Below are 25527 nucleotides of genomic sequence, written 5' to 3'. Positions count from 1 at the left end.
AATCTACTGGTTGAATAATATGAATAAAACTATTTCTGGCAATTCATTTTAGTTTTTTATATACGCAAGCTTAGTTGTTACAAAATGAATATCTAATTGTTATCAGCAACAACCAAATACTTCCATTTATCATATAGACAGTCAGCCAAAGCACTATAAACAAAACTGTCATTCAGGTAATGCATTTCCTGCTTATGTGTAACGCAGCCAGTATAAAATAAACTGAATACATACCAATAGACATTACCGAACCCCACTGTCGAACCTTTTTATACTTATCTATGTATAGCTGTTTTGCTGCAATTTTGATAATAATCATGGAAAACCCATAAAGAAAACCGCCCCGATAAACGAGGCGGTTGGATAATATGGTACTGAATCGATTTTAGACTTTTAGTTCAGCACGCAGCTTTTTAGTCACTTTTACCATCACTTCTAGAGCTGCCGTGGTTTCCGGCCAGCCACGGGTTTTAAGACCACAGTCTGGATTTACCCACAAGCGTCGTTGGTCGATAACTTTAAGCGCTTTACGCAGCAGATGCTCCACTTCAGCTTCAGTAGGTACGCGCGGGCTGTGAATATCATATACGCCGGGGCCGATATCGTTTGGATAGCTGAATTTCACAAAGGCATCGAGCAATTCCATATCAGAACGCGAGGTTTCGATGGTAATAACATCTGCATCCATGCTGGCAATTGCTGGCAGAATATCATTGAATTCTGAATAGCACATATGGGTATGAATCTGCGTACTGTCGTCGGCATCGGTAGACGTCAGGCGGAAAGATTCACACGCCCAATCCAGATATTCATCCCATTGCGCACGTTTCAGCGGCAAAGCTTCGCGAATAGCCGGTTCATCAATCTGAATGACGCGGATGCCGGCTTTTTCCAGATCCAGCACTTCATCGTTTAAGGCCAGAGCAATCTGTTTGCACACCAAGCTCAATGGTACGTCATTGCGCACGAAACTCCATTTCATCATGGTTACCGGACCGGTCAGCATACCTTTCATCGGCCGTTTGGTCAGCGACTGAGCATAGGCAGACCATGCTACAGTCATAGCTTTCGGGCGGGCAACATCACCAAAGATAATCGGCGGTTTTACACAGCGGGAACCATAGCTTTGTACCCAGCCATACTGAGTAAAGCAGTAGCCATCCAGCTGCTCACCAAAGTATTCCACCATATCGTTGCGTTCGGCTTCACCGTGCACCAATACATCGATATCCAGTTTTTCCTGCTGCTCAACACAGTAGGCGATGTCTTTTTTCATTGCAGCTTCATAATCGGCGGCACTCAGCTCACCTTTTTTGAAAGCCGCACGTGCCTGCCGGATTTCCTGAGTTTGCGGGAAAGAACCAATAGTTGTAGTGGGCAGCAACGGCAGCTTCATCCACGCCTGCTGTTTCTCAATCCGCTCTGCAAACGGACTATGACGTTGGTCGGCATGAGCACGTAAACTAGCTACACGCGCAGCAACCTGATCGTTATGAATCAGTTTACTGGTCTTGCGGCCGGCAGCAGCAGCATCAGAAGCAGCCAGAGCTTCCTGTACCGTGTCCTTACCATGTGCCAGAGCTTGTTTGATAATACCCAGCTCTTGTAATTTCTGGGCGGCAAAGGCCAGCCAGTTTTTGATTTCTGGGTTAAGTTTCTCTTCTACATTCAAATCCTGCGGGCTATGCAGCAATGAGCAGCTCGGTGCAATCCACAGATTGTTGCCCAGCTGAGTGGCTACCGGTGCCAGCAAATCGATTACTTCGCGCAGATTGGCACGCCATACGTTACGGCCATCAATCAGGCCAACGGACAGAACTTTGTTTTCTGGCCATACATTGGCAAACTCGGCCAGCTGCTCGGGTGCACGGACACAATCAATGTGTACACCATTTACAGGCAAATTTTTGAGTAAATTCAGGTGTTCGGCCACACTTCCAAAATAAGTACCGATGATGATGCGGGTACCAGTAATAGCCAGCTCCTGATAGGTGGGTGCAAACGCATCCAGCCATTCACGCGCAATGTCCACAGCCAGAATCGGTTCATCAATCTGTATCCAGTCCACACCGGCATTGGCCAGTTCACGCAGCAGTTTCTGGTATTCAGGCAACAGACGTGGTAGCAGTTCCAAACGGTTATGGCCGGCATCTTTTTCCTTACCCAGCCACAGCAACGTCAGCGGACCTACCAGCGTCGGTTTGATATCGTGGCCAGTGGCTTTGGCTTCTTCAATCTGTGCAATCAGATTGGCGGCATTGGCTTTAAAGCTGGTGTCCTGATGCCATTCCGGCACAATATAGTGGTAGTTGGTATCAAACCATTTGGTCATTTCCATAGCCACCTGAGTGGCATTACCGCGAGCAAGCTCGAAATACTGGCTAAGAGTAAGCGTGGTCGCATCAAACCCAAAACGAGCCGGAATAGCGCCAAGCGCACACAGAGTATCCAGCACATGGTCATAATAAGAAAAATCACCAACTGGCAGCAGGTCAGCGCCAGCAGCTATCTGAGTAGCCCAGTTTTTCTGGCGAATATCCGCGGCGGTCTGCCGCAGCTCAGCCTCACTTTTGCTGCCTTTCCAAAACGCTTCAACAGCAAATTTGAGTTCGCGTTTAGCGCCAACACGCGGATAACCGGATAAATGGAATGTATTCATAAGAGTTTCTCCCTATTTGTGAAAGATAAATTTCGATAATAGTCAGTGTGCGGGAGTTAAGACATGACGACAAGCGATAAATTTTGCAGTTCTATATGAAAAATTTTAATATACCAATCAGACACTATGCAGTACGAGAATATGATAAGGTATGTAAGTGTATAGTACGAAAACAGATAAATGGCTATTCGAAGAGAAATAATCAGCATAGCCATATCACTCTTAATTAATAAACAAAACGATTGTTTATGAATTTTTTAACTTGTATTCGTGGTTAAAATGATCATTAAAGGCGGAAAATATGGAGTCGATTATTGAGCTGCGTCATTTACGCACTTTGCTAGCTCTCGAAGAAACCGGAAGTGTTTCCATGGCAGCCAAGCGAGTATTTCTGACCCAGTCTGCGCTATCACATCAAATACGGGTGCTAGAACAGTTTTACGGCACACCACTCTTTGAACGCAAATCCAGCCCCATTCACTTTACACCCGTAGGCGAACGCCTACTGCAACTGGCGCGCGAAATCACGCCTCTGGTCACCGTAGCTGAGCTGGATATGGCGCAGATTATTGAAGGCGAAGCAGGGGAGCTGCGCGTGGCTGTGGAATGCCACACCTGTTTCGACTGGCTGATGCCAGCCATGGATGCGTTCCGGCCGCTGTGGCCGAAAGTGGAGTTAGACATCGTGTCTGGTTTTCAGGCTGATCCGGTTGGATTACTGCTGACCCATCGTGCCGATCTGGCCATTGTGTCTGAATATGCACCTCAACCAGGAATTCTTTTTCAGCCTTTATTTGCCTATGAAATGGTGGGAATTTGCGCCAAAGACCATCCACTGGCCGCCAAAACTGTCTGGCAGGCGCAGGACTTCACCGACGAGACGCTAATTACCTATCCAGTACCGGACGATATGCTGGATTTAATCCGCAAAGTATTGAAACCAGCAGGCGTACAGCCCGCACGCCGCAACAGCGAATTAACTATTGCCATCATCCAGCTGGTTTCAAGCCGGCGTGGTATAGCAGCTTTGCCATATTGGACGGTGATGCCCTATCTGGAGAAAGGTTACGTGGTGGCACGCCAGATTGGCGACATTCCATTGCAAAGTGAGCTGTATGCAGCAATGCGCGAATCAGACCACAGCAAAAGCTATCTGGATAGTTTCTGCCAAATTGTGCGTGAGCGCAGTTTCGCCGATTTACCTGGTCTTAGCCCACTGAGCACCCCCGATTAATTTCCAACGACACAGACAATTTACATTGGGAGTGGTCCGACAGTTGTAAAAAATGTTGGCAGCTTGCCGCATCTGAAGCGAATCCCAAAGTAGATACAATAGCAATGATATTCATGTCTGCGAAAACCAGATAAGCACTCATGATTTCCATCTACGCTAAACTGGTAGTGAATAAATAACGGCGACCGAAGTGGCACCGCTACAAGTTATCTGAAGAAGGATAGAAACAGTCCGAGCAGGATACGGTTCTAGCTGCAGGTGAAGACATGTTCACAGTTTGTTTGTGTACATACACTGAATGCCAGAAAAAAGCAGAGTGTTTTTTCCAAAAAGCACGGTTTTCGCCTACCGGTATTACCCTTTATTGAATTTTCCTGTTTAATCGTTCAATTAAAGCTGATTATTCCTGTTCACAGAAACTGTTAATAATCCATTAACATATTTTTCCTTGCGATTTTTCAGCCTCAATCGGCTACAATAAGCGCTATGGAAATTTTATCTTCTTCCGGTTTACTGACCGGCCTCAATAGTGAACAATTAGCCGCCGTCACTTGGCCGGCGCAGCCTGCTTTGGTACTGGCCGGCGCCGGCAGTGGCAAAACAAGGGTACTTACCACCCGTATTGCTTGGTTATTACAAACAGGCCAAGCCAGTGTCCACAGCATACTGGCTGTGACCTTCACCAATAAAGCAGCCAAAGAAATGCAATTGCGCCTAAGCGCCCTGTTACCAGTATCAGTACGCGCCATGTGGCTGGGTACCTTCCATGGTCTGTGCCATCGTTTTCTGCGCCTGCATTATCAAGAAGCCGGCCTGCCGAAAACGTTTCAGATTCTGGACATGGGTGACCAGCTATCTGTGATTAAGCGCTTGCTCAAACAACTCAATATTTCTGATGAAATCATTGCTCCGCGTAGCCTGCAAGGATTCATCAATGCTCAGAAAGAAAATGGTTTGCGTGCCTCCCAGCTAAGCGCACGCGACCCGCATGAGCGGCAAATGATTGAATGCTACGCTGCCTATGACAGCCTGTGCCAGAATGAAGGTGTAGTGGATTTTGCCGAGCTGATGCTGCGCAGTTACGAAATTCTGCAAAATAATGATGTACTACGGAGCCATTATCAAAACCGCTTTAACCATGTACTCATTGATGAATTTCAGGACACCAACAAACTTCAGTATGCATGGTTAAAACTGCTTGCCGGAAAACAAGCAGCGTTTTTCGCAGTCGGCGACGATGATCAGAGTATTTATCGCTTCCGCGGAGCCGAAGTAGCCAATATGACCCGCTTTCTGCATGAATTTAACGTGAGCGAACCCATTCGGCTGGAACAAAATTACCGCTCCGTTGGTAACATTCTTACCGCAGCCAACGCCGTGATTGCGCATAATGCCAGCCGTCTGGGAAAAAATCTGCGTACCGAAGCAGGCACCGGAGAAAAAATTCGTGTCTTACAAGCGATAAATGATATAGAAGAAGCCCAATTTGTTGTCGATGAAGTAAAAGCTTTGCACCGTGAAGGACTAGACTATATACAGATGGCAATACTGTATCGCAGCAATGCTCAATCGCGTGTACTGGAACAAGCCTTATTTCGCGCCGGTATTCCCTACAAAATCTATGGCGGTTTGCGTTTTTATGAACGGCAGGAAATCAAAAATGCACTGGCATATCTGCGGCTGGCCGTCAATCCCGATGATGATAACGCACTTTTGCGCATCATCAATGTACCCACTCGCGGAATCGGCGCCCGCAGCATTGAAAATATTCAGGCAGCAGCCAACGAAGCCAATACCTCACTATGGCAGGCTGCCACCAATCTGGCGTCCAAAAATAACAAAATTGCCGCTTTTGTGCGTCTGATAGAAAATCTTCAGCTTCAAGCTACGCAGATTTCCCTGCCGGAAATCATGGCTGCTGCCATCTACGACAGCGGGCTGATGGAATATTACCGTACCCAAAAAGGCGAGCAGCAGGAACGCATCAACAACCTAGAAGAACTTCTCAATGCAGCCGTAGCATTCAAGCCACAAGAATCAGGATTTGAATTTGAATCCGACTATGACCCAAACGACCCATTATTCGCAGTATTGTCATTTCTAAGCACCGCCTCACTCGAAGCAGGCGAACATCAGGCAGGGCAGGGCGAGGATGCTTTGCAATTAATGACAGTTCATGCGGCTAAAGGTCTCGAATTTGACGGGGTTTTTCTTACTGGACTGGAAGAAGGCCTGTTCCCGAGCGAATACAGTATGGCTGAGCGCGACGGACTGGAAGAAGAGCGGCGTCTCATGTATGTCGCCATTACCCGAGCACGTAAACGCTTGTATCTAACCATGGCCGAGCAACGGCTACTACACGGACAGACTCACTTTGCCTTACCATCACGCTTTGTGGATGAAATACCCGAAGCAGTACTGCAATACCTGTCAGCACACAAAAACGCTTTGATAGCCAGACAGCAGAGCACACAGCGCACCAATCCATTTCATAGCCGCAGCAAACTGGCGGAAACACAAGCCAGCCCAGATTTCGACGGCTTCCAGCTGGGGCAGAATGTGCATCACGAGCGTTTCGGTACCGGCGTCATTATCGATGCCACACACAAAGCAGAAGGCGCGCGTCTGACCATAAACTTCGGCAAACAGGGAATCAAAGAGCTAGATACCGTATTTGCCAAAGACAAACTGACCATTATTTCTTAAACCGTTACTCAGGTAACGCCAAACACACCGATACACCAGAGAGGAGACTCATCATGCAGCAGTACGACCAAAATAACATCTTCGCCCGAATCATCCGTGGCGAAATTCCTTGTCATAAAGTATATGAAGACGCACAAACGCTGGCCTTTATGGATGTGATGCCGCAGGCGCGCGGCCACGTACTGGTGATTCCGAAATGCGAAGCGGTAGAGTTAACCGACATGCCAAACGATTATCTACAAGCAGTATTCAATGCAGCCAGAAAAATCATCAGTGCCCAACGTAAAGTGTTACACCGAGATGGCATAGTTCAGTTGCAGTTATCAGGTGAGCAGGCCGGCCAATCTGTGTTTCACTATCATATTCATTTAATTCCCGGCCACATCCATGAACTTGCCAAGCATGAAAGCACACCGGCCGATCAGGCAGAGCTGGCACAGTTGGCCGCGCAGCTACGCAATGAACTGGAATAAAACTTCAGTTTGATACAACAATTATCCACAGAATTATCCACAGATAATCAACTTAATAATATAAGTGAAAAATAAATTAACCCTTTATTTATAAGGATTTCAGAACCAAAGCTAAATTTTATTCAGACAAATACATTTAATTTGTCCACAATATATTTACCCAGACTGCCACCTTTCCACATCGCTTCTGTAGAAAATCATACAGAAGCGATTTTTTACTTGGAGCTATATCAAACAGATTGCCTGTTGAGATTCAGCTTAATCAGCTTTGGCTCTTCATACCAGCCATAATCCGAGTATTTAGCAAACTTTAAACCGGCCAAACACCGACTAACCTTTTTCCCGAACAAGAAAACGACACCACTCAAATTAAAGCATACTGCCTACCGGCTCAGCCTTAAACAGCCTGATTCTTGGCCAAATACAACAAAAGCCCGCTGATTTCATACCATCAGCGGGCTTTAACCTTGCATAACCAATGTTGATTATTTATCTTTCTGGACTATACTTTTCTAAACCATTCTTTCATCACAGCTTATTCAAACAGGTCACGCAGCTTGTCCATAAACGACTTCTGCCGTGGGGTCTGTGCGCGGTCCATACCAGTAGAAATCTTCTCAAACTCTTCCAGCAATTCACGCTGCCTATCTGTCAGATTTACCGGCGTTTCTACCACAATGTGACAATACAAATCACCCACAGCGGCCGAACGTACAGATTTAATGCCTTTACCACGTACACGCATACGGCGGCCTGTTTGCGTTTCTTTTGGAATATTCAGCTTAACCTTACCATCCAGAGTTGGCACTTCCACCTCTCCGCCAAGCGCCGCAATCGTAAAGCTAATCGGCAGCTCACAATGCAAGTCCATACCATCACGCTCAAATACCGGATGGGGACGCACATTCACCAGCACATACAAATCACCAGCCGCAGCACCATGCTTACCCGGCTCACCCTCACCACTCAGACGAATACGCTGGCCATCATCAATACCGGCCGGAATAGATACCTCCACCGTCTTACGTGTTTTAACCAGACCTTCACCATGGCATTTAACACACGGGTCTTTAATCTGCTTACCACTGCCATGACAAGTTGGACAGGTTTGCTGTAGCTGAAAAATCGCCTGCCGTACATGCACCACACCACTGCCGCCACACATACTGCAAGTAGTAGCAGAAGTACCCGCCTTAGCTCCACTGCCATGGCAGACATCACATTCCTCATGCGTAGGTATGGTAATTTTTTTCTTAATACCGCGCGCAGCTTCTTCCAGCGTGATTTCCACATGATATTGCAGATCAGCACCCTGATGATTCTGCTGCTGCCTACCACCTGCACTGCCACCAAACATCTGGCTGAAAATATCACCAAAATCGAAACCGCCGGAAAATCCTCCACCGCTACCCATATTACCGTCTACGCCGGCATGTCCAAACTGATCATATGCCGCACGTTTTTGTGAATCAGACAAAACTTCATAAGCGCGCTGTACTTCCTTGAATTTTTCTTCCGCACCCTTATCGCCCTGATTACGGTCGGGATGGTACTTCATAGCCAGCTTGCGATAAGCCTTTTTGATTTCCTCATCCCCTGCAGTACGGGTTACACCCAGCACTTCATAAAAATCTACTTCAGTCATAATTTTATTCCAAAGGTTTTCCGGCAGACTGTATCAGTACAACAGGTTGCCTGAAAAAAAACCGGATAATAGAAATGCAGCCCATATATGGGCTGCATCTATAAAAACAAGATATTAAAACAAAGTTAATTCCGGCTAGAGCAAAAAGGCCGGTTAACGCCGGCACCAACAAGCATAGACAAACACCATAACAACGATTGCGAATAATCTAAACCAATCGGCACCTATATCCGCATCCAATAGCTAAACCGGCTTGATACAAAACTCATTTATTCCCTCAGGCACCGTTCTGGGGCAACAAAGCATTGATATAATTTAGTCCCACACTCACCTGCACAAGGTCTACACCAGTTATCGCTACTTTCATCCTGCTTTTAGGCAAAGCATCAACAGGTATCCCGCTTACTCTGCTCACCAATGGCAAACCCTCTATCCGCACCAAATCATCGCGGATTAACTGTGCATTCAATTCCTGCAAATGCTCCTGCTGAATATAAATCAGACTCCAGTATGCCTCCATATGGCGCTGAAAATCATTATAGGTAGCATAAGTAGATTCAAAATCCCGCAATACCGCAAACAACATCGAATCCTGCGGTTCAAAGCGGGGAGAAGCATGCGGGTCAAGCAAACTAATCAGCTGTTTTTGATTAATATAATCAGTAGCGCGACGCAGCGGTGATGTAAACCATGCATAATGTTTCAGTCCCAGACCAATATGCGGCTCAGAATGCGTACTCATCCTTACCCGTCCCGTAGGCTGAACACGAAACAAACCCGCCATATCCGCAGCATCCAGCATCTGAGCCCAAGTACTGTTGGCAAAAATCATCAGCTCACTTACCAGCATATCAATTGGCGCACCTCGCTCGCGCACACAGATACGCACCTGATTACCCGCTTCCAGCTTAATACCGTAATCATACTGAGACGGGCGAGCCGGATCATATTTTCCGCGTGCCTGCATTCTGGCCACAGCAAAATCATACAGCCAGTTCATTTCTTGCTGATGCGGAAAAATTTCATCATCTGTGCGCATCTGTTGCGGCTGAAAGGCCTGCTCAATATGTTCAATACGTAAATTACGATCTACATAAACCGACTCAATACACGATTTACAATGCACAATCTCAAACTGAGGATTCACTTCAGCATATAGACTGATAGCCGGCCGGCTATCACCCTCATCCAAACTAAAAGCAGCTACCCAGTTATCCGGCAGCATCGTGATTTTTCCGCCCGGATAATAAACCGTACTTAGGCGTTCAAATATCAGCTTTTCCAGCGCCGAATCAGCATCAATGGCCAAGGAAGGTGCAGCAATGTGAATACCCACCAGCTTATTACCATTGGGCAGATCACGTACACTAAACGCATCATCTACCTCACTAGTATCCGCATCATCAATCGAAAATGCCCGCACCGCCTCATTAGCAACAGGTAAATTGCCAATATCTGGCAACGGATAATCTTCGCATGCAACCCCATTAGGAAACTCGGCAAGTAGAAAACCATCCAGAAAGTAGTCCGGCAGCGCAGGCACAGCACCTACACTCTGCATCAGCGCAAACAAAGATATTTTTTTCTGCTCAGCGGCTTTTATCACCGCCTTATAACTCAAACTTTGCTTATCAGGAGCGTGCAAAATCATCTTTGCATCAGTAGCAATAGCAGCAGGTAGGTGGCCAGCAAGCAACTCTTCAATCCAGCTATTAATTTGTTCTTCCTGCTGTTTGCGCCGTTCAATCGCCGCCAAAGCCTGCTGCAAAGTTTCTGCCGGTGCAGCCTTAAACACCCCTTTATTCTTCTTATAAAAGTACATAGGTGCCGCATAGAGCGCCATTAAAACCGCAGCAAGTTCAACCTGACCACTATTACTACCGAAATATTCAGAAGCAGCCTCGGCTGCCGTAAACTCAGCTTCTACACCCACAGCTTCCCACAACAGGCCGATATCAATACCGGCGGCGGCAGCACTGGCCTGCTGTAAAAATTGCGCAGCATCACCCTCAAACACCAAAAAAACATGGCTGGATTTAATTTTTGCCCGTTTGCCATGCTGTGTATTCACCAGAAAAGTAGCCTCATTTTCCTGAACCACTTCGGCTACTTTAAACTGACCGGACTCCTCATAAAAAATATGTTTACCCATAACGCCTACTTAAACCTAATAAACTACCCAAGCAACCTGTAAAAACGATTCAGAACACAGCATTTATTCGATTATAAACAAATAGACTGACATCCAGCTTACACAGAAACCACCATAGTATTAACCTATAGACATATCAGCATGAATAGCCCGCCAATACTTCCCCTCAGGCATTTCTGTTATACATAAATTTAATTATCAAAACATACAAATTAAATAGTTCCATGTTTTAATTTTTAAATAAAACAATCACCCCAAGTTAGCACAACATAATTATGCCTTAAACAATATTATGCTTTAAAACCAGTAAAATAAACAGCAAAAAAACACATTCCAGCAAATAAATTTCATCAAAACAAATAAAAATTATATAATTCCATATAAATAATCTACACAATATTCATCTTTAAAAACGCTGAAATACTTTATCCGAGCTGCCCAGTCTTAGTGTGCCAGACATATTTATGCTATTAAAATAAATACTACGGGCCATACTTTACACCCATTCCTTCATTCAGCTCGTTTCCCTATTTTCAACCACCTTTAAAGCTTATGGCTGATAGAATTTATGAATATATAAATAAAATTTATGAGCAGAATATTCGAATTCATACAAAACACATTCTTCAGTATATTCAATCCATGATTTAAAGCATCCATGAATCACAGCCAGACAACCACACCTTACCACTTATTAATCAGAAAAAAGTTAACAAAAAATTATCAGTATTATTAACAGCAATTCACAGCTCAGAAACATAATCTACCCTCAGTCGCATTACACGACAAAACTTCAACCCTACTGCTATTCAGCCGACCACTAAGCATATCCACAGCAAGAGCACCGCAGCCAGTGTTACAATATTCCCGATAATGTCTAAAGACCTAAATGATGAAGAAAATCACACCCAAAAGCTATGAAGAAGCCATCCAGCAACTGGAAAAAATTACCGAATCAATGCAAAACAATGATCTGCCATTAGAAGAAGCGTTAACCGCTTACGAGTATGGTCAGGAATTGGTGCAATACTGCCAGCAAAAACTGGCCGAAGTCGAACAAAAACTACAGGTATTGGACAACGGCGAATTGAAGGAGCTGAAACTTGAAGCAGGGGAGTAACTTTGCCCACTGGCAACAACAGGTACAAAACCATACCGAACAAACCCTAAATCGCTTATTGCCCTTATCTGACGAGCTACCGGCACCCCTGATTGATGCCATGCGCTATGCTGCGCTGGATGGCGGCAAGCGCTTGCGTCCGATGCTGGTTTTCGCTGCTGCCGAGCTGGGTAACAACATAGCAGAGGCTGTGGATAACGCCATTGCCGCAATCGAATGTATCCACATTTATTCACTGGTACACGACGATATGCCCGAAATGGACAACGACAGCTTGCGTCACGGCAAAGCTTCCTGCCACATTCGCTACACACCAGCCACCGCTTTACTGGTTGGCGACGCGCTGCAAAGCATGGCATTCAGCCTACTCAGCCGGCCCACCACACTCTCACCCGAGCGTCAGCTGCAAATGGTACAGACACTGGCTCAGGCCGCCGGCTGTAGTGGTATGGCTGGAGGACAAGCCATTGATCTGGCCTGCGTTGGTAAAAGCCTGAATCAAAATGAACTTGAGCATATGCATCAGCTCAAAACCGGTGCACTAATCCGGTCAGCCGTAGCCCTTGGCGGACTCTGCTGTAACGATATCGATCAGCACCAACTTACCGCTCTTGATGCCTATGCCTGTCATTTGGGTTTGGCTTTTCAAGTAATAGATGACGTACTCGATTGTGAACAGGATAGCGGCGTTCTGGGAAAAACAGCCGGAAAGGATGCGCAGGCCAATAAACCCACCTATGTCAGCCTGCTGGGTCTGGCTTCAGCGCGCCGATATGCTGAAAATTTAGTACAAAAGGCCTTGGAAGCACTGGCTGGTTTTGACCATCGCGCTGAGCATCTGCGCGAGCTGGCTCAATTTGTCATTGCCCGCAATCATTAGCAACATCATCACCGCATAACCCCGCGTGAATTCTGATAACAGATACTAAGATTTCTGCCCCAGTAAACGCGATCAACGATTCACAAAAAGACCGGCAATCAACGCAGCCGTTTACCTGACGCCCAGTCAATAATCTGGCTGGGTTGCCGGCGACCACCGGTTCGACCGCCAAGAATCAACACCTGACACCCAAACTGACGTCTAACCTCACGCTCCGTTTTACAGGCTTTTTTACCAGCCCGATTGCATGAAGTGGAGACCAGTGCCGTACCGGCTGCTTTGCACAGAAACCGTGCCGTAGCCAGATCAGGAATACGTACCGCCAGATTGTGTCGACCACGCCCCCGCAGCAAAGGCAGAACTCGCTGCCGTGCTGGTAACAACAAAGTTTTAGGCGCTGGCCATTCGCGCATAATAGCTTTAGATTCAGCTGCAGACACAGGTGCCAACAATGGCCGCAATTGTGCAAAATCAGCACCAATCACAATCAGCCCCTTATGCTGAGCCCTTTTTTTTAGCGCAATCAGCCGGCGTAATGCCGGAGCATAATCAGGCAAACAGCCAAGCCCGTAACTGCCTTCCGCCGGATAGGCAATCAAGCCGCCCTTGCGCAGAAACGCTTGCAGATGATGTAAAAATCGGCCGGCCGGCCGAGCACGATGGTGCATAGGTATTCAGAGAAATATAGCTAAGCCCTTATAATAGCAGGGCACAACCATCCACACTACTACTGCATCTTCGGCCACCATCATTCAATCAAACGAGGCTCTCATGATTACCGATGAACAACTACTGCGTTACAGCCGCCATATCTTACTGGATAAACTGGATATAGCCGGACAGCAGGCCATTCTCAGTGCACGCATACTGATAATCGGAGCAGGTGGCTTAGCACATCCGGCGCTTACCTATCTGGTGTCCAGCGGCGTAGGGCATATCACCGTAGTGGACAACGACAGCATCGATATCAGCAATCTGCAACGGCAGTATTGGTTTAACGATTCCGATATAGGCGCAGATAAAGCCAGCGTCTTGTGCCAACGCTTACAGGCTCATAATTCACACACACAACTGCATCCCGTTGTTGCCAGAGCAGATGCTACTCTGCTGCACAGGCTGGTACAGGATGCCGACATAGTACTTGATTGCACCGACAACTTTGCCAGCCGCCGTTTGATTAATCAGGCTTGTTTTACAGCCCATAAACCACTGGTTTCGGCTTCAGCACTGATATTTTCCGGTCAGCTGGCAGTATATGATTTTCGCGACGGCCATGGTCCCTGTTATCAGTGCCTCTTTGAAGGTGAAATGAATGATGAAGGTGCCAGTTGTGCCAAAAACGGCGTATTTGCTCCCTTACTCGGTGTCATGGGCGCCGCGCAGGCTGGCGAAGCATTAAAGATCATCACCGGTATTCAACCTACCGGCTGCTGGCTGCACTGCTTTGATGCACAACGCTTTCAATGGCAACGCTTACAACTGGCACCAAACCCAGACTGTCCGGTATGCGGATAGCCAATTTTATACACAAAATCCTGTGGATAAAATTGTGGATAATTATCTATTACTGAAAATCAGCCAGCTTCCGATCCTGACCAGCTTTCCAGCCGGATACCGTAATCACCAGCGCAGCAAAAAACATCAGCACCAACGCTGGAAACCATGAATGCATGATGTCGTGTAACGCCCCCATCAAAACCGGCCCTACGGCAGCAAACAAATATCCACAGGTCTGTGCCATACCAGACAACAATACGCCCTCAGTTACACTACTACTGCGCAGACTGAAAAACATCATACTCAGACAGAAAGCACCACTGATACCGAGACCCAGCAGCAGCACGGCTGGAAAATAACAGCTACGCCATGGCGACATCAGCAATAACACAGAGAGTATCAGCGATACTCCACACAATGCGCCAATCCACTTCTGCTGCTTTAATCTAGCCGCATAAATTGGTATCAGCAGATTAGTTGGCACCATTACCAACTGCATCAGCCCAAGCCAGCCACCAGCCTCAGTAGCAGACACACCGGCTTTAGCTACAATCTGCGGCAGCCAGCTTACCGTGGAATAAAATAAAAATGATTGAAATCCCATAAACAGCGTCACCTGCCACGCCAGCGGATTACGCCACAAATGTACCGTTACCGGCCGCGAACGCACAGCCGCTCTGGGAATGGCATTCGCTGTTTTAAAAGGCAGCCACCAGATCACCATCGCTACCAGAGCTGGCAATACCCACGCCACCAAAGCGCCACGCCAGCCCCACAAGTTACTATGCGCTAAAGGTGCACTCAATGCCGAACCGGCAGCACCACCCACATTCATAATTAAGGCATATAATGCAGTCACCAAGCCCATCTTAAACGGGAAATACTGTTTCACCATACTGGGAATCAGCACATTACCCACAGCAATAGCACAGCTAAGCAAAGTTGTACCCACCAGCAGCAAAAATAGCCCGCTGCCACAACGCAACACCAGCCCCAGCGTCAGCACCCACAAAGCAAAAAATACCATCTGCTCCGAACCAAACCGAGCTGCCAGTCTAGGAATAAAAATAGAAAACAAACCAAAGGTCAGCAGCGGCACCGTCGTTAGTAAGCCAGCCAGCGTACTACTGATGTGCAGCTGTGCCTGAATATTCTGCAATAAAGGTCCGACACCCGTCAGCGGACCACGCAGAACAAAAGCCAGTGCCAGAATAGCCACAAAAAGACTTAGACGACGCTGTGTTTTCGATACAGTCGAATCTGTTGTCATTACTTCACCAAATTACCCATTCCCCTTAATCCTGTACATTAAGGCTGAAGAAATCTTTAAACACCGGCCATTGCTGCAGAAATTTTTGTCCACACTCCAGCCCAGCCGCATAACTATAACGCAAACGGCTAGCATCCTGGCACAGGCGTCCAGCCATTTTGCTATTTTCCGGCGGATTGATTTCAAAAATATACCGCGAGTGTTCAGGCCGGCGCATCCATGCCAGCGTAGCATTATAATGCTTTACCCGCTGACGCAAAGCCCGAGCAAACCCACTGTCAGGCAAGCGCCGTGCCAGCAAAGCATCACCAAATCCACCTTTCTTAACATAAGCATGCGCACGTGTACGGATAACAACAACACCGCCGATATTCGGCTGCGACAGCGCCCATCGCACCGGCAAGGCATCAGCCACACCACCATCAAAATAAATTTCACTACCGATGGGTACCGGTTTACGAATAATAAAAGGGATAGAGCTAGAAGCACGCAGCACATCTAAAAAATTTTTGGGTTCAGCCTCAGCATAATGTGCCTCCCCTGTAACAGCATTACTAAGCACAATTCTGAAATTACGCTTCTGTGCAAACATACGTTCACAGTCGAGCGGATTTTCCTGCTGTACCACTCGCCATAACCAGTCTATATCCAATAAATCACCACCACGGATAAAACGAGACCAGCTGATAAACGGCCTCTGGCACGACTGATTCATCAGCACATCCAGATTACGACCGGTTTGCCCAGACAAATAGCTGGCAATCGTACCGGCACCAGAAGATACACCAACCAACAAAGTAAACGGATTAAAGTCTGCCTGCAAAAAAGCATCTGTCACCCCGCTGCTGAAAGCCGCACGCATACCGCCGCCCTCCACAACCAAAGCAACCTGCATACCAGACGGTTCCCGCTGCGCATTACACATGGTTTATCATGTCCATGTTTATGTAATAATAAATAAATATTAATAAATATATAATACACATAGGTGTAAGACAATAAAAGCTGATTCCAACTAAATATTATCCAACTGCATTTAACCAGCTCTTTTTGAAAACAACTAAACAGCACACTATTTGTACCGCCGTCAGTAACTTCCGTTTTATCACCAGATAAAACAAAATCAAACCGGCGTATCAAACAGCGAATTATCATTTTGTAGGGTCAACGGCCGCTGAATTAAAGTCAGTAATGTTGAAATCACAAATAACGATTAGCGGTTCTACACCAAATGTCATCGTCCTTTGAAACTGCTTAATGAAATTTCAGAAAAAGAAGCTTAGTTTAATCATGCACCGGTTCTAAAATATAGCCTTGTGTTAACCGAAATCCAAAGGCAAGCCAAACTGATACAACTCATCACCTTGAGTAGCAGAACGAATACCGTGGTAACAGCAAATATTGGTTCGTGACTTGGACACGGAGCATTTCAAAAGAAAAAACACGCTCAAATATGCGACACAGGGTTACACAGCGTCACCTAGCACTTAACTATTAGAAAAATATAATAATTTTTCAAATACCGAAAGGATTAACATCCCTTTTGTAAAAACTGCGCCTTACACTTACTACTAAAATGATATGTTGCCCCGTTTATCCTTGAATCACGCCACGTTTTGTTATTGCTCAAACATCAACACAAACAGAAGCAATTATTTTCATTTGAGAACACAATTTTTAAATAAAACTTAGAAGCCGCTTATCAAAAGCATCTTCATTAAAATCAGCCCAACTCATCTCACCAACATACCAATAGCATCAAACCAATATCAACATTTTTATTTAGTTAATACTCTGATTCGAGTGTAAAATTCAAGCTATATCTAATCTTTGGGCTCAGAGCAACCATCACCAGCGCTATGGTTTCTCATCCATATATTGCTGTCCAGCCTAAGGGGTTTGTAAATACATCTTTGTCATACGTCACCCCCACTGTATCTTTCTTTGTTTTGCATCCCTTGCGATGGCACACAGAGCAGGTATCATCTCGCCTACAGCATTCTGAATTGAATTTTTTGCCTGTGCGCATTTGTACTCTGGCTGCAATCTTTTCCGAGGAATTCATGACAAACACTAATTTTTCCCAAACGGCTGCGTTTATCTGGTCGGTGGCAGATTTACTGCGTGGAGATTTCAAGCAGTCTCAGTACGGGCGCGTGATCCTGCCCTTTACCCTGCTGCGCCGCCTAGAGTGTGTATTGGCAGAAACGAAAGATGCAGTGGTGGCAAAATATGATGAATTTCAAACCAACACACTGCCGGAAGAAAGCTTAGAAATGCTTCTGCAGCACGCCAGCGGGCTTACTTTTTTCAATACATCGAAGATGGATCTAGGTAAATTGGGGCAGAACGACATCAAAGCCAACCTAGAAAGCTACGTACAGGCGTTTTCACCGGATGCGCGTGAAATCTTCGATCACTTTAAATTCAGTGAGTTTATCGGCCTGCTGGAAGATGCCAACTTGCTGTATAAAGTGGTGAAAAAATTTGCCACTACCGACCTTAGTCCAAAAGCGATATCCAACTATGAAATGGGGCTAGTATTCGAAGAGTTGATCCGCCGTTTTGCAGAAAGCTCAAACGAAACCGCCGGTGAACACTTCACCCCGCGTGATATCGTCCGTTTAACCACCTCTCTGGTATTAATGAAAGATGATGAAGTGCTGGTCAAGGACGGTATCATCCGCACCATTTACGACCCAACCGCCGGCACAGGTGGTTTTCTCTCTGCCGGTATGGAATATGTGCACGAGCTAAATCTTAAAGCTGTCCTATGTCCTTTTGGCCAAGAGCTAAACCCAGAATCCTACGCCATCTGTAAAGGCGATATGCTCATCAAAGGTCAGGATATCAGCCGAATTAAACTGGGCAACACCCTCTCTAACGACCAGCTACCGCTGGATAAGTTTGACTATATGCTCTCTAACCCGCCATTTGGCGTAGACTGGAAAAAAATAGAGGGCGAGATTATTGATGAGCATATACAAAAAGGATTTAGCGGCCGCTTTGGCCCAGGCCTGCCGCGGGTTTCCGACGGTTCGCTATTGTTTCTACTGCACCTGATTAGCAAAATGCGCAACAGCCATAATGTAGATGATAGCGTCAGCCACGGCAGCCGTATCGGAATTATTCTTAACGGCTCTCCACTGTTTACCGGTGGAGCGGGCAGTGGTGAAAGCGAAATCCGCCGCTACATTTTAGAAGCTGATTTGCTGGAAGGCATCATCGCATTGCCAACAGACATGTTCTACAACACTGGCATTGCCACCTACATCTGGATACTTTCCAACAAAAAATCGCCTGAGCGTAAAGGCAAAGTACAGCTAATTGATGGCACCAACCTGTGCGGCAAAATGCGTAAATCATTGGGTTCAAAGCGTAACCTAATACGTGAAGATGATATCAAACTAATCACCCAAACCTTTGGTGATTTTGCAGTAGTAAACGCTACCACTTTAGAAGAATTGGGTCTGGAAAAAGCCACCGAGCAAAAATCCAACCGTGGCCGCCAGCCTGCCACCACCAAAACCGAAGCGCCGAAAACCTTCGCCAGTAAAATCTTTAACAATACCGACTTTGGCTACCGCCGCCTGACCATTGAGCGCCCGCTGCGGATATCTTCTCAGGTGACGGATGAAGTAATTGCAACCCTACGCTTTGCACCGAAACCATTTAACGCGCCGATGGAACGCCTGTATGAAGAGTTCTCGTCCCAATGGCAGGACGACACCTACGGCGATTTCTCGGAGCTGGAAGCCGATGCACGCGCCATCATCAAAGCCGAATTTTCTGAGCTGAAAGAGAAGCAGATTAAAGACCTGCTCGACAGCAAACTGTGGCTGGCGCAGCGCGGGTTAATGGAAAAAGCACAGCAGATACAGGCAGCTCTGGGTACACAGGTGGGTGGCAAAACGCTGGTGAGCAATGACTTTAACCAGTTCCAGCTGACCCTGAAAGAGGCCATCAAAACCGCTGGCGTGAAGCTGGATACGAAAGAAAACAAACAGTTTATCGATGCCATCACTACCAAAAACCCGGATGCCGAACCAGTGGTCAAGAAAGTGCTGAAAAAAGCCCCTCAGCCGCTGTACGGTGCGTTTGAATATAAAGACAAGGTTGTTGAGTTTGAGCAGGACGGCGAGCTGCGTGATAACGAAAATGTACCGCTAAACCCAGCCCTATCCAACAGCGACCTGATTGAAAATTACTTCAAAACAGAAGTGCTGCCGCATGTGAATGACGCGTGGATCAACGCCGATAAGCGTGATGTGAAGGATGGTGAAGTAGGGATTATCGGTTATGAGATACCGTTTAACCGGCATTTCTATGTCTACCATCCACCGCGCCCACTGGAGGAAATTGATGCCGATCTGGATGCGGTCAGCGCCGAGATTATGAAGCTGCTGCAGGAGGTACATTCCTGATGGCGAAGTATAAGGCATATCCGGAGTATAAGAATTCTGGAGTTGAGTGGCTGGGGGATATTCCTCTAAATTGGCATATTCATTCACTAAAACGTGCGGTTGATAGTTGTACGAATGGCGTTTGGGGGGGGGAGCCTGATGATAAGCATGATTTAATTGTGCTGCGAGTTGCTGATTTTGAGCGTCAGTCATTTAAGATTTCTGATTCGAAACTAACGACAAGGTCTATTCTTCCGAAAGATAGAGGTAGCCGTTTGCTTAAAAAAGGCGATTTATTAATCGAGAAATCAGGTGGCGGTGAAAAGACTTTAGTTGGTTGTGTTGTTTTGTTTGATAAAGAATACGAGGCAGTTACTTCAAACTTTGTTGCAAAAATGTCCCCAAGGGAAAGCTATGATAGTCATTTTTTGACATATGTGTTTTCACAGCTTTATGCAGGGAAAGTAAATTACCCATCGATTAAGCAAACAACGGGCATTCAAAACCTCGATGCAGATGCTTATTTGATGGAAAAATTCTGTTTTCCTCCCATGCATGAGCAACGAAATATTTCATGCTTCCTTGACTACGAAACCGCAAAAATCGATAACCTGATCGAGAAGCAACAGCAACTGATTGAACTGCTGAAAGAAAAACGTCAGGCAGTGATTAGCCATGCTGTCACCAAAGGGATAAACCCTGATGTACCGATGAAAGATTCTGGTGTTAAGTGGTTGGGGGAAGTGCCGGCGCACTGGGAACTCATACCACTTAAATACTTATGCAATTTTAGTGGGGGTGGAACTCCTACAAAAGATAACTTATCTTATTGGAAGGGGGGGACTGTTCCTTGGGTTTCACCGAAAGATATGAAGTCTTTTTGGATTTCAGAAACTCAAGATTATGTTACACCAAAAGCAGTAAGTGAATCTTCAACAAACTATGTTGAAGAAGGTTCATTGCTCATGGTCGTTCGTTCTGGAATCCTTCAACGAAATATTCCTGTGGCTATAAATATCATAAAAGTTACGATGAATCAGGATATGAAAGCGTTAAAATTCAATGAAAGAATGAAAGTTCATTATGCTGCGTATTTTATCAACGGAAATGTCAATTCTTTGTTGTTAGAATGGACAAAAGAAGGGGCTACAGTAGAAAGTATTGAACATGAGTATCTTGCCAATAGTTTGATTCCGGTTCCCCCTATTGAAGAGCAATATTCGATAATTAAGAGCATTTCACAACAAATGAAACGCTTTGAGTCATTGGAAGAAAAAGCGATAATAGGTATCCGTCTCCTTCAGGAGCGCCGCACTGCCCTAATCTCCGCCGCTGTCACCGGAAAAATCGACGTTCGCGACTGGGTTGCGCCAGAAACACAGAAAGCAGGAAAACCAGAGGAGACCGCTGTATGAGCATGGACAGCACCAAAGAGCTGATTTTCCAGAATGACATAATCGCTCAGATGGAAAAAAGAGGCTGGGTTCGCGGAAAATCGGATGGCTACGATCGCGAACGTGCGCTTTACTCGCAGGATACGCTGACCTTTGTGCAGACTACGCAGCCACAGGAGTGGGAGAAGTTTGCCAACATTTATCCCACCGATACCGAGCGTCATTTTCTCGATGCGCTGGTGGCGCAGCTGAAAAAAGCGGATATCAACGCTACCGATAGGCAGTCGCGCACCTACGGCACGCTCGGCGTGCTGCGCCATGGTATCAAAAACCATAGTGCGCGTTTTTCTTTGTGTCAGTTTAAGCCAGAACATAACCTCAACCCAGATACACTAACGCGCTACAAGCAAAATATCTTTCGTATCGTGCCGGAGCTGATTTACAGCCCGCATGCGTCAAAAGCGGCATTGGCAGAATCGGGGGTCAAAGCCAAGAAATGGCGTATTGACCTGGTATTGTTTATTAATGGCCTGCCAATCGCAACACTGGAACTGAAATCTGAATTTAAGCAGACAGTACAAAACGCCATTACACAGTATAAACAAACGCGTTTGCCCAACTCTGGTACCAATAAGTCTGAACCACTGCTCACCTTCAAACGCGGCGCACTGGTGCATTTTGCAGTTAGCCAGTACGAAGTGTTTATGACTACCAAACTCGCGGGTGATAAAACTTTCTTTCTGCCATTTAACAAAGGCACTCATGATGGCGGGGCGGGGAACGATAGCCCGCAAAATACCAACGACTACGCCACCAGCTACCTGTGGAATGAGGTGCTGTTGCCAGATAACCTGCTGAAAATTCTGGCCAGCTTTATGCATTTGCAAATCGTTGAAAAAGAAGACGCCATTGGCCGGAAATACAAAAGCGAAAGCCTGATTTTCCCACGCTATCATCAATGGGACGTCGTAAACAAACTCATCACCGCCGCCACAGTGGAAGGTACCGGCAATAAATACCTGATTCAGCACAGTGCGGGGTCGGGCAAATCAAACTCTATCGCATGGACAGCCCATCAGCTTTCGCGCCTGTACGATGAAGATGGCGAAAAGCTGTTTAATTCGGTAATTGTGGTAACAGATCGTACCGTGCTTGACGATCAGCTACAGGATACCATCTATCAGTTTGAGCATCAGGATGGTGTGGTCGGCCGCATCAACAACAAAGAAGGGGACGGTTCAAAATCGGAAAAGCTGGCAAGTGCACTGGAAAACTCGCAACCAATCATTATTGTCACCATTCAAACCTTTCCATTTGTCCTAAAAGCGATTGAAAACAGCGTCAGCCTGAAGCAGCGCAAATATGCTGTGATTGCCGATGAAGCACACTCATCACAGAGTGGCTCTACAGCGCGTCAGCTAAAAGAAGTATTGATGACTGACACAATGGATGACGATGTAGAGATATCTTCAGAAGATATTCTAGATGCTACCATTGCCGCACGTAAAGGCAGCAACAACCTTAACTTTTACGCTTTTACCGCCACACCTAAAGCCAAAACGCTGGAGTTGTTTGGCCGTCGACCAAATCCGCAAGAACCAGCTTCAAAAACCAATAAGCCACAAGCATTCCACGTTTACTCCATGCGTCAGGCCATCGAAGAAGGTTTTATTCTAGATGTACTGCAAAACTATATCAATTACAAAGTGGCCTACAAGCTGCTGCAAAAGCTGGATGATGAAGACCAAGAAGTCGACAGCAAAAAAGCCAAAATCAAACTAAATCAATGGGTCTTGCTTCACGAGCATAACGTATCACAGAAAGTGAAAGTGATAGTAGAGCATTTCCGCAAACATGTGATGCAATTACTGGGTGGGCAGGCAAAAGCGATGGTGGTAACCAGTTCGCGTAAAGCGGCAGTGCGCTACAAGCTGGCATTCGATAAATACATTGCCGAGCAAAAATACGACAAAATCAGAGCCATGGTGGCGTTTTCCGGTGAAGTGGAATTCCACGAAGATGACCATAATAGCTTTGCACTGCTAAATCAGAAGTTTACTGAAATCAATATGAATCCAGGCTTAAAAGGCCGGGATATGCGCAAAGCGTTTGATACTGAAGACTACCAGATAATGCTGGTAGCCAACAAATTTCAAACTGGTTTTGACCAGCCTAAGCTATGCGCCATGTATGTGGATAAAAAGCTGGGTGGCGTCGAATGCGTACAAACGCTATCGCGGTTAAATCGTACCTATCCGGGCAAAGCGGAATCAGACATATTTGTACTTGATTTTTACAACCAGCCCGAAGATATTTTGAGTGCTTTCCAGCCGTACTACCAAACAGCAACACTCACGGATGTTAGCGATCCACAACTCGTCTTTGATTTGTTTGCAAAGCTGCGTACCAGCGGTATTTTCCTATGGAGCGAAGTAGAGCAATTCTGCAAAGTATTTTTCAACAATCATTTACCCATTGCGGCCTTAAGCAATATCTGCAAACCAGCGGTACAACGCTGGCAGCAACGCTACAATTCGGCGGTTGAGGCGTATGAGAATGCCAAAAAAATTGTTGAACGCACTAAGCAAACCGGCGATGTTGTACTGATTACCAATGCGGAAAACACCTTCAAAGCATGCGAACAAGAAAAAAGTAAGCTGCTTATTTTCAAGAAAGATCTCGGCAGTTTTGTCCGTTTTTACGAGTTTATGTCCCAAATCGTCGATTACGATGATAAAGAATTAGAAAAACTGAGTCTGTTTGCCCGCCATTTGCGTCCGTTGCTACGTGAACAGCGCATTGAAGATGATAAAATTGATTTAAGCAACGTTGAAATGAGCCATTATCGTATTTCGAAGCTCTATCAGCAAAGTTTACAGCTACAAAAAAATGCTGAAGATGGCAAAATCAATCCAAGTAATGATATTGGTACGGCAAAACCAAAACACAAAAAAGAAGAGTTTCTGTCAAATATCCTAAAACGTTTGAATGAGCTTTTTATCACCGATAATCTAACCGATAAAGACTTAATTAATTATGCTTTCACAGTGCGCGATAAACTGTCAGAAAACCAAACTGTAATGGCACAGATTATGAACAACTCACCAGAACAGGTGATGCTAGGTGATTTCCCGAAAGCCATTGATAATGCCGTGTTGGAGAGCAATGACGCCCAGAAGGAAATGATGATGCAATACCTTTCTAATCCTGAACTGGCAAAGAACTTCGCTCGCGTAGTGTTTGATATGTTGAAAGGGATTTAACGCATTTTCATCAAAGATTAGGGTAAGAAATCCCAAATCCACTTGTGATACACCAAGCATTAAACAAATTTAGTTTTCAGCTTGAGGCGAGAATATTCGGGCCAAACTAAGCCTCAGCATATGCACTCCGGTATAAAAATTATTTATATGGCAAGTGTTGTCAGGATAGTGTTGTTAATAAAATCATGTTAGCCCATGCACCAAAAACCTTGCCTTAAAAGCGAAAATTAAACTTATTGCAGGCATCCACCATTGCCTTTGGGAAAAGTAAACAGCACCAGCTACCGCCGTTATAAGAAAGATATAAGCATAGTGATATTCATCGTCTCCGATTGAAATCATAAGTTTCGTGCCATATTGCCTATCTGTGACCAGAGACAATCCAACTCATGATGCTATAAGCGATAACAAATATTTCCTTGGCTATCGCGCTAAAGCGCCATGGTGCTGGCCATTCTTAAACAGATAAATCTAGATTTTCAACATGATTCGCATCATGGCATCTTTTATCGTTTCCTATACAGAAACCATATAAAGGCTGAGTAGGGTACGGCCTAGTGAAACATTGCATCACCATTATCAGCTCATAAAACAAACTAAAAGCCGGTACCTGATAAAGTATGCTCCCATCGGCGAAATTACCGTACTAATCGTTAATGTTTAAATTAGACTTTCTGATAGCCAAAAGGTAACCGGTGGTTTCACTGCCAAATGGAAACGATTAGATAGCGAGCGAATGATAGTCTGAAAAACATGAAATCAGCCAAAATTTATTGTTTACCAAGCTAAAACAAAACAGCAAACAATCCCTAGCGGAAGATATTTCAGCCT

At 45.7% G+C, this 25527-nt stretch carries 15 protein-coding genes; 9 read left to right on the top strand and 6 right to left on the bottom strand.

Going from position 1 to position 25527, the window contains the following annotated elements:
* Positions 1 to 385 precede the first annotated feature (385 nt).
* Positions 386 to 2659: a 5-methyltetrahydropteroyltriglutamate--homocysteine S-methyltransferase gene (gene metE / locus ACQP6D_RS07135; protein ID WP_427857795.1), complete on the bottom strand. Its 2274-nt coding sequence runs from the start codon at positions 2657 to 2659 to the stop codon at positions 386 to 388.
* Between the two features lie 301 nt (positions 2660 to 2960).
* Here metE and ACQP6D_RS07130 point away from each other — a divergent pair, with 301 nt between their 5' ends.
* The 3 genes from ACQP6D_RS07130 (at position 2961) to ACQP6D_RS07120 (ending at position 7072) form a co-directional block, all read left to right on the top strand.
* Positions 2961 to 3893 carry a LysR family transcriptional regulator gene (locus ACQP6D_RS07130; protein ID WP_367431806.1) on the top strand — a complete coding sequence of 311 codons (933 nt, stop codon included), beginning with the start codon at positions 2961 to 2963 and terminating at the stop codon, positions 3891 to 3893.
* A gap of 486 nt (positions 3894 to 4379) precedes the next feature.
* Positions 4380 to 6599 (top strand): UvrD-helicase domain-containing protein, encoded by a 2220-nt coding sequence (locus tag ACQP6D_RS07125; RefSeq protein ID WP_370386688.1) that lies wholly within the window; start codon positions 4380 to 4382, stop codon positions 6597 to 6599.
* Positions 6600 to 6652: 53 nt separating this feature from the next.
* Positions 6653 to 7072 carry an HIT family protein gene (locus tag ACQP6D_RS07120; protein ID WP_367431804.1) on the top strand — a complete coding sequence of 140 codons (420 nt, stop codon included), beginning with the start codon at positions 6653 to 6655 and terminating at the stop codon, positions 7070 to 7072.
* Between the two features lie 535 nt (positions 7073 to 7607).
* Here ACQP6D_RS07120 and dnaJ read toward each other — a convergent pair.
* Both dnaJ and ACQP6D_RS07110 read right to left on the bottom strand, forming a co-directional pair.
* On the bottom strand, positions 7608 to 8717 hold the full coding sequence (dnaJ, locus tag ACQP6D_RS07115; RefSeq protein ID WP_370386687.1) for a molecular chaperone DnaJ: 1110 nt from the start codon (positions 8715 to 8717) through the stop codon (positions 7608 to 7610).
* Positions 8718 to 8994: 277 nt separating this feature from the next.
* Positions 8995 to 10869 carry a ribonuclease catalytic domain-containing protein gene (locus ACQP6D_RS07110; protein WP_427857794.1) on the bottom strand — a complete coding sequence of 625 codons (1875 nt, stop codon included), beginning with the start codon at positions 10867 to 10869 and terminating at the stop codon, positions 8995 to 8997.
* Positions 10870 to 11761: 892 nt separating this feature from the next.
* Between ACQP6D_RS07110 and ACQP6D_RS07105 the strand changes: the two genes are divergently transcribed.
* Complete coding sequence (locus tag ACQP6D_RS07105; RefSeq protein WP_100141044.1) at positions 11762 to 11989, top strand: exodeoxyribonuclease VII small subunit; 228 nt, start codon at positions 11762 to 11764, stop codon at positions 11987 to 11989.
* Positions 11973 to 12869: a polyprenyl synthetase family protein gene (locus ACQP6D_RS07100; protein WP_427857793.1), complete on the top strand. Its 897-nt coding sequence runs from the start codon at positions 11973 to 11975 to the stop codon at positions 12867 to 12869. The genes ACQP6D_RS07105 and ACQP6D_RS07100 overlap by 17 nt, the downstream gene beginning before the upstream one ends.
* A gap of 98 nt (positions 12870 to 12967) precedes the next feature.
* Here the strand turns inward: ACQP6D_RS07100 and ACQP6D_RS07095 are convergent, their stop codons facing one another.
* A complete protein-coding gene (locus ACQP6D_RS07095; RefSeq protein WP_427857792.1) occupies positions 12968 to 13537 on the bottom strand; it encodes an L-threonylcarbamoyladenylate synthase in 570 nt (189 codons plus the stop codon).
* A 103-nt stretch (positions 13538 to 13640) separates the two neighbouring features.
* Here ACQP6D_RS07095 and ACQP6D_RS07090 point away from each other — a divergent pair, with 103 nt between their 5' ends.
* Entirely contained in the window at positions 13641 to 14384 is a 744-nt protein-coding gene (locus tag ACQP6D_RS07090; protein ID WP_427857791.1) for a HesA/MoeB/ThiF family protein, read from the top strand.
* A gap of 49 nt (positions 14385 to 14433) precedes the next feature.
* On the opposite strand, the gene ACQP6D_RS07085 is transcribed toward ACQP6D_RS07090, so the two are convergent.
* On the bottom strand, positions 14434 to 15636 hold the full coding sequence (locus tag ACQP6D_RS07085) for a CynX/NimT family MFS transporter (protein ID WP_427857790.1): 1203 nt from the start codon (positions 15634 to 15636) through the stop codon (positions 14434 to 14436).
* Positions 15637 to 15661: 25 nt separating this feature from the next.
* On the bottom strand, positions 15662 to 16561 hold the full coding sequence (locus tag ACQP6D_RS07080) for a patatin-like phospholipase family protein (protein ID WP_427857789.1): 900 nt from the start codon (positions 16559 to 16561) through the stop codon (positions 15662 to 15664).
* A gap of 1138 nt (positions 16562 to 17699) precedes the next feature.
* Here ACQP6D_RS07080 and ACQP6D_RS07075 point away from each other — a divergent pair.
* The 3 genes from ACQP6D_RS07075 to ACQP6D_RS07065 are packed head-to-tail and all read left to right on the top strand — an operon-like array spanning position 17700 to position 24696.
* Complete coding sequence (locus tag ACQP6D_RS07075; protein ID WP_427857788.1) at positions 17700 to 20060, top strand: type I restriction-modification system subunit M; 2361 nt, start codon at positions 17700 to 17702, stop codon at positions 20058 to 20060.
* Entirely contained in the window at positions 20060 to 21454 is a 1395-nt protein-coding gene (locus tag ACQP6D_RS07070; RefSeq protein ID WP_427857787.1) for a restriction endonuclease subunit S, read from the top strand. The genes ACQP6D_RS07075 and ACQP6D_RS07070 overlap by 1 nt, the downstream gene beginning before the upstream one ends.
* Entirely contained in the window at positions 21451 to 24696 is a 3246-nt protein-coding gene (locus ACQP6D_RS07065; RefSeq protein WP_427857786.1) for a type I restriction endonuclease subunit R, read from the top strand. The genes ACQP6D_RS07070 and ACQP6D_RS07065 overlap by 4 nt, the downstream gene beginning before the upstream one ends.
* Positions 24697 to 25527: the final 831 nt, after the last annotated feature.

Source organism: Snodgrassella sp. CS2 (assembly GCF_050310315.1).
Taxonomy (GTDB): domain Bacteria; phylum Pseudomonadota; class Gammaproteobacteria; order Burkholderiales; family Neisseriaceae; genus Snodgrassella; species Snodgrassella alvi_E.
This window is presented reverse-complemented; position numbering and strand designations above follow the sequence as displayed.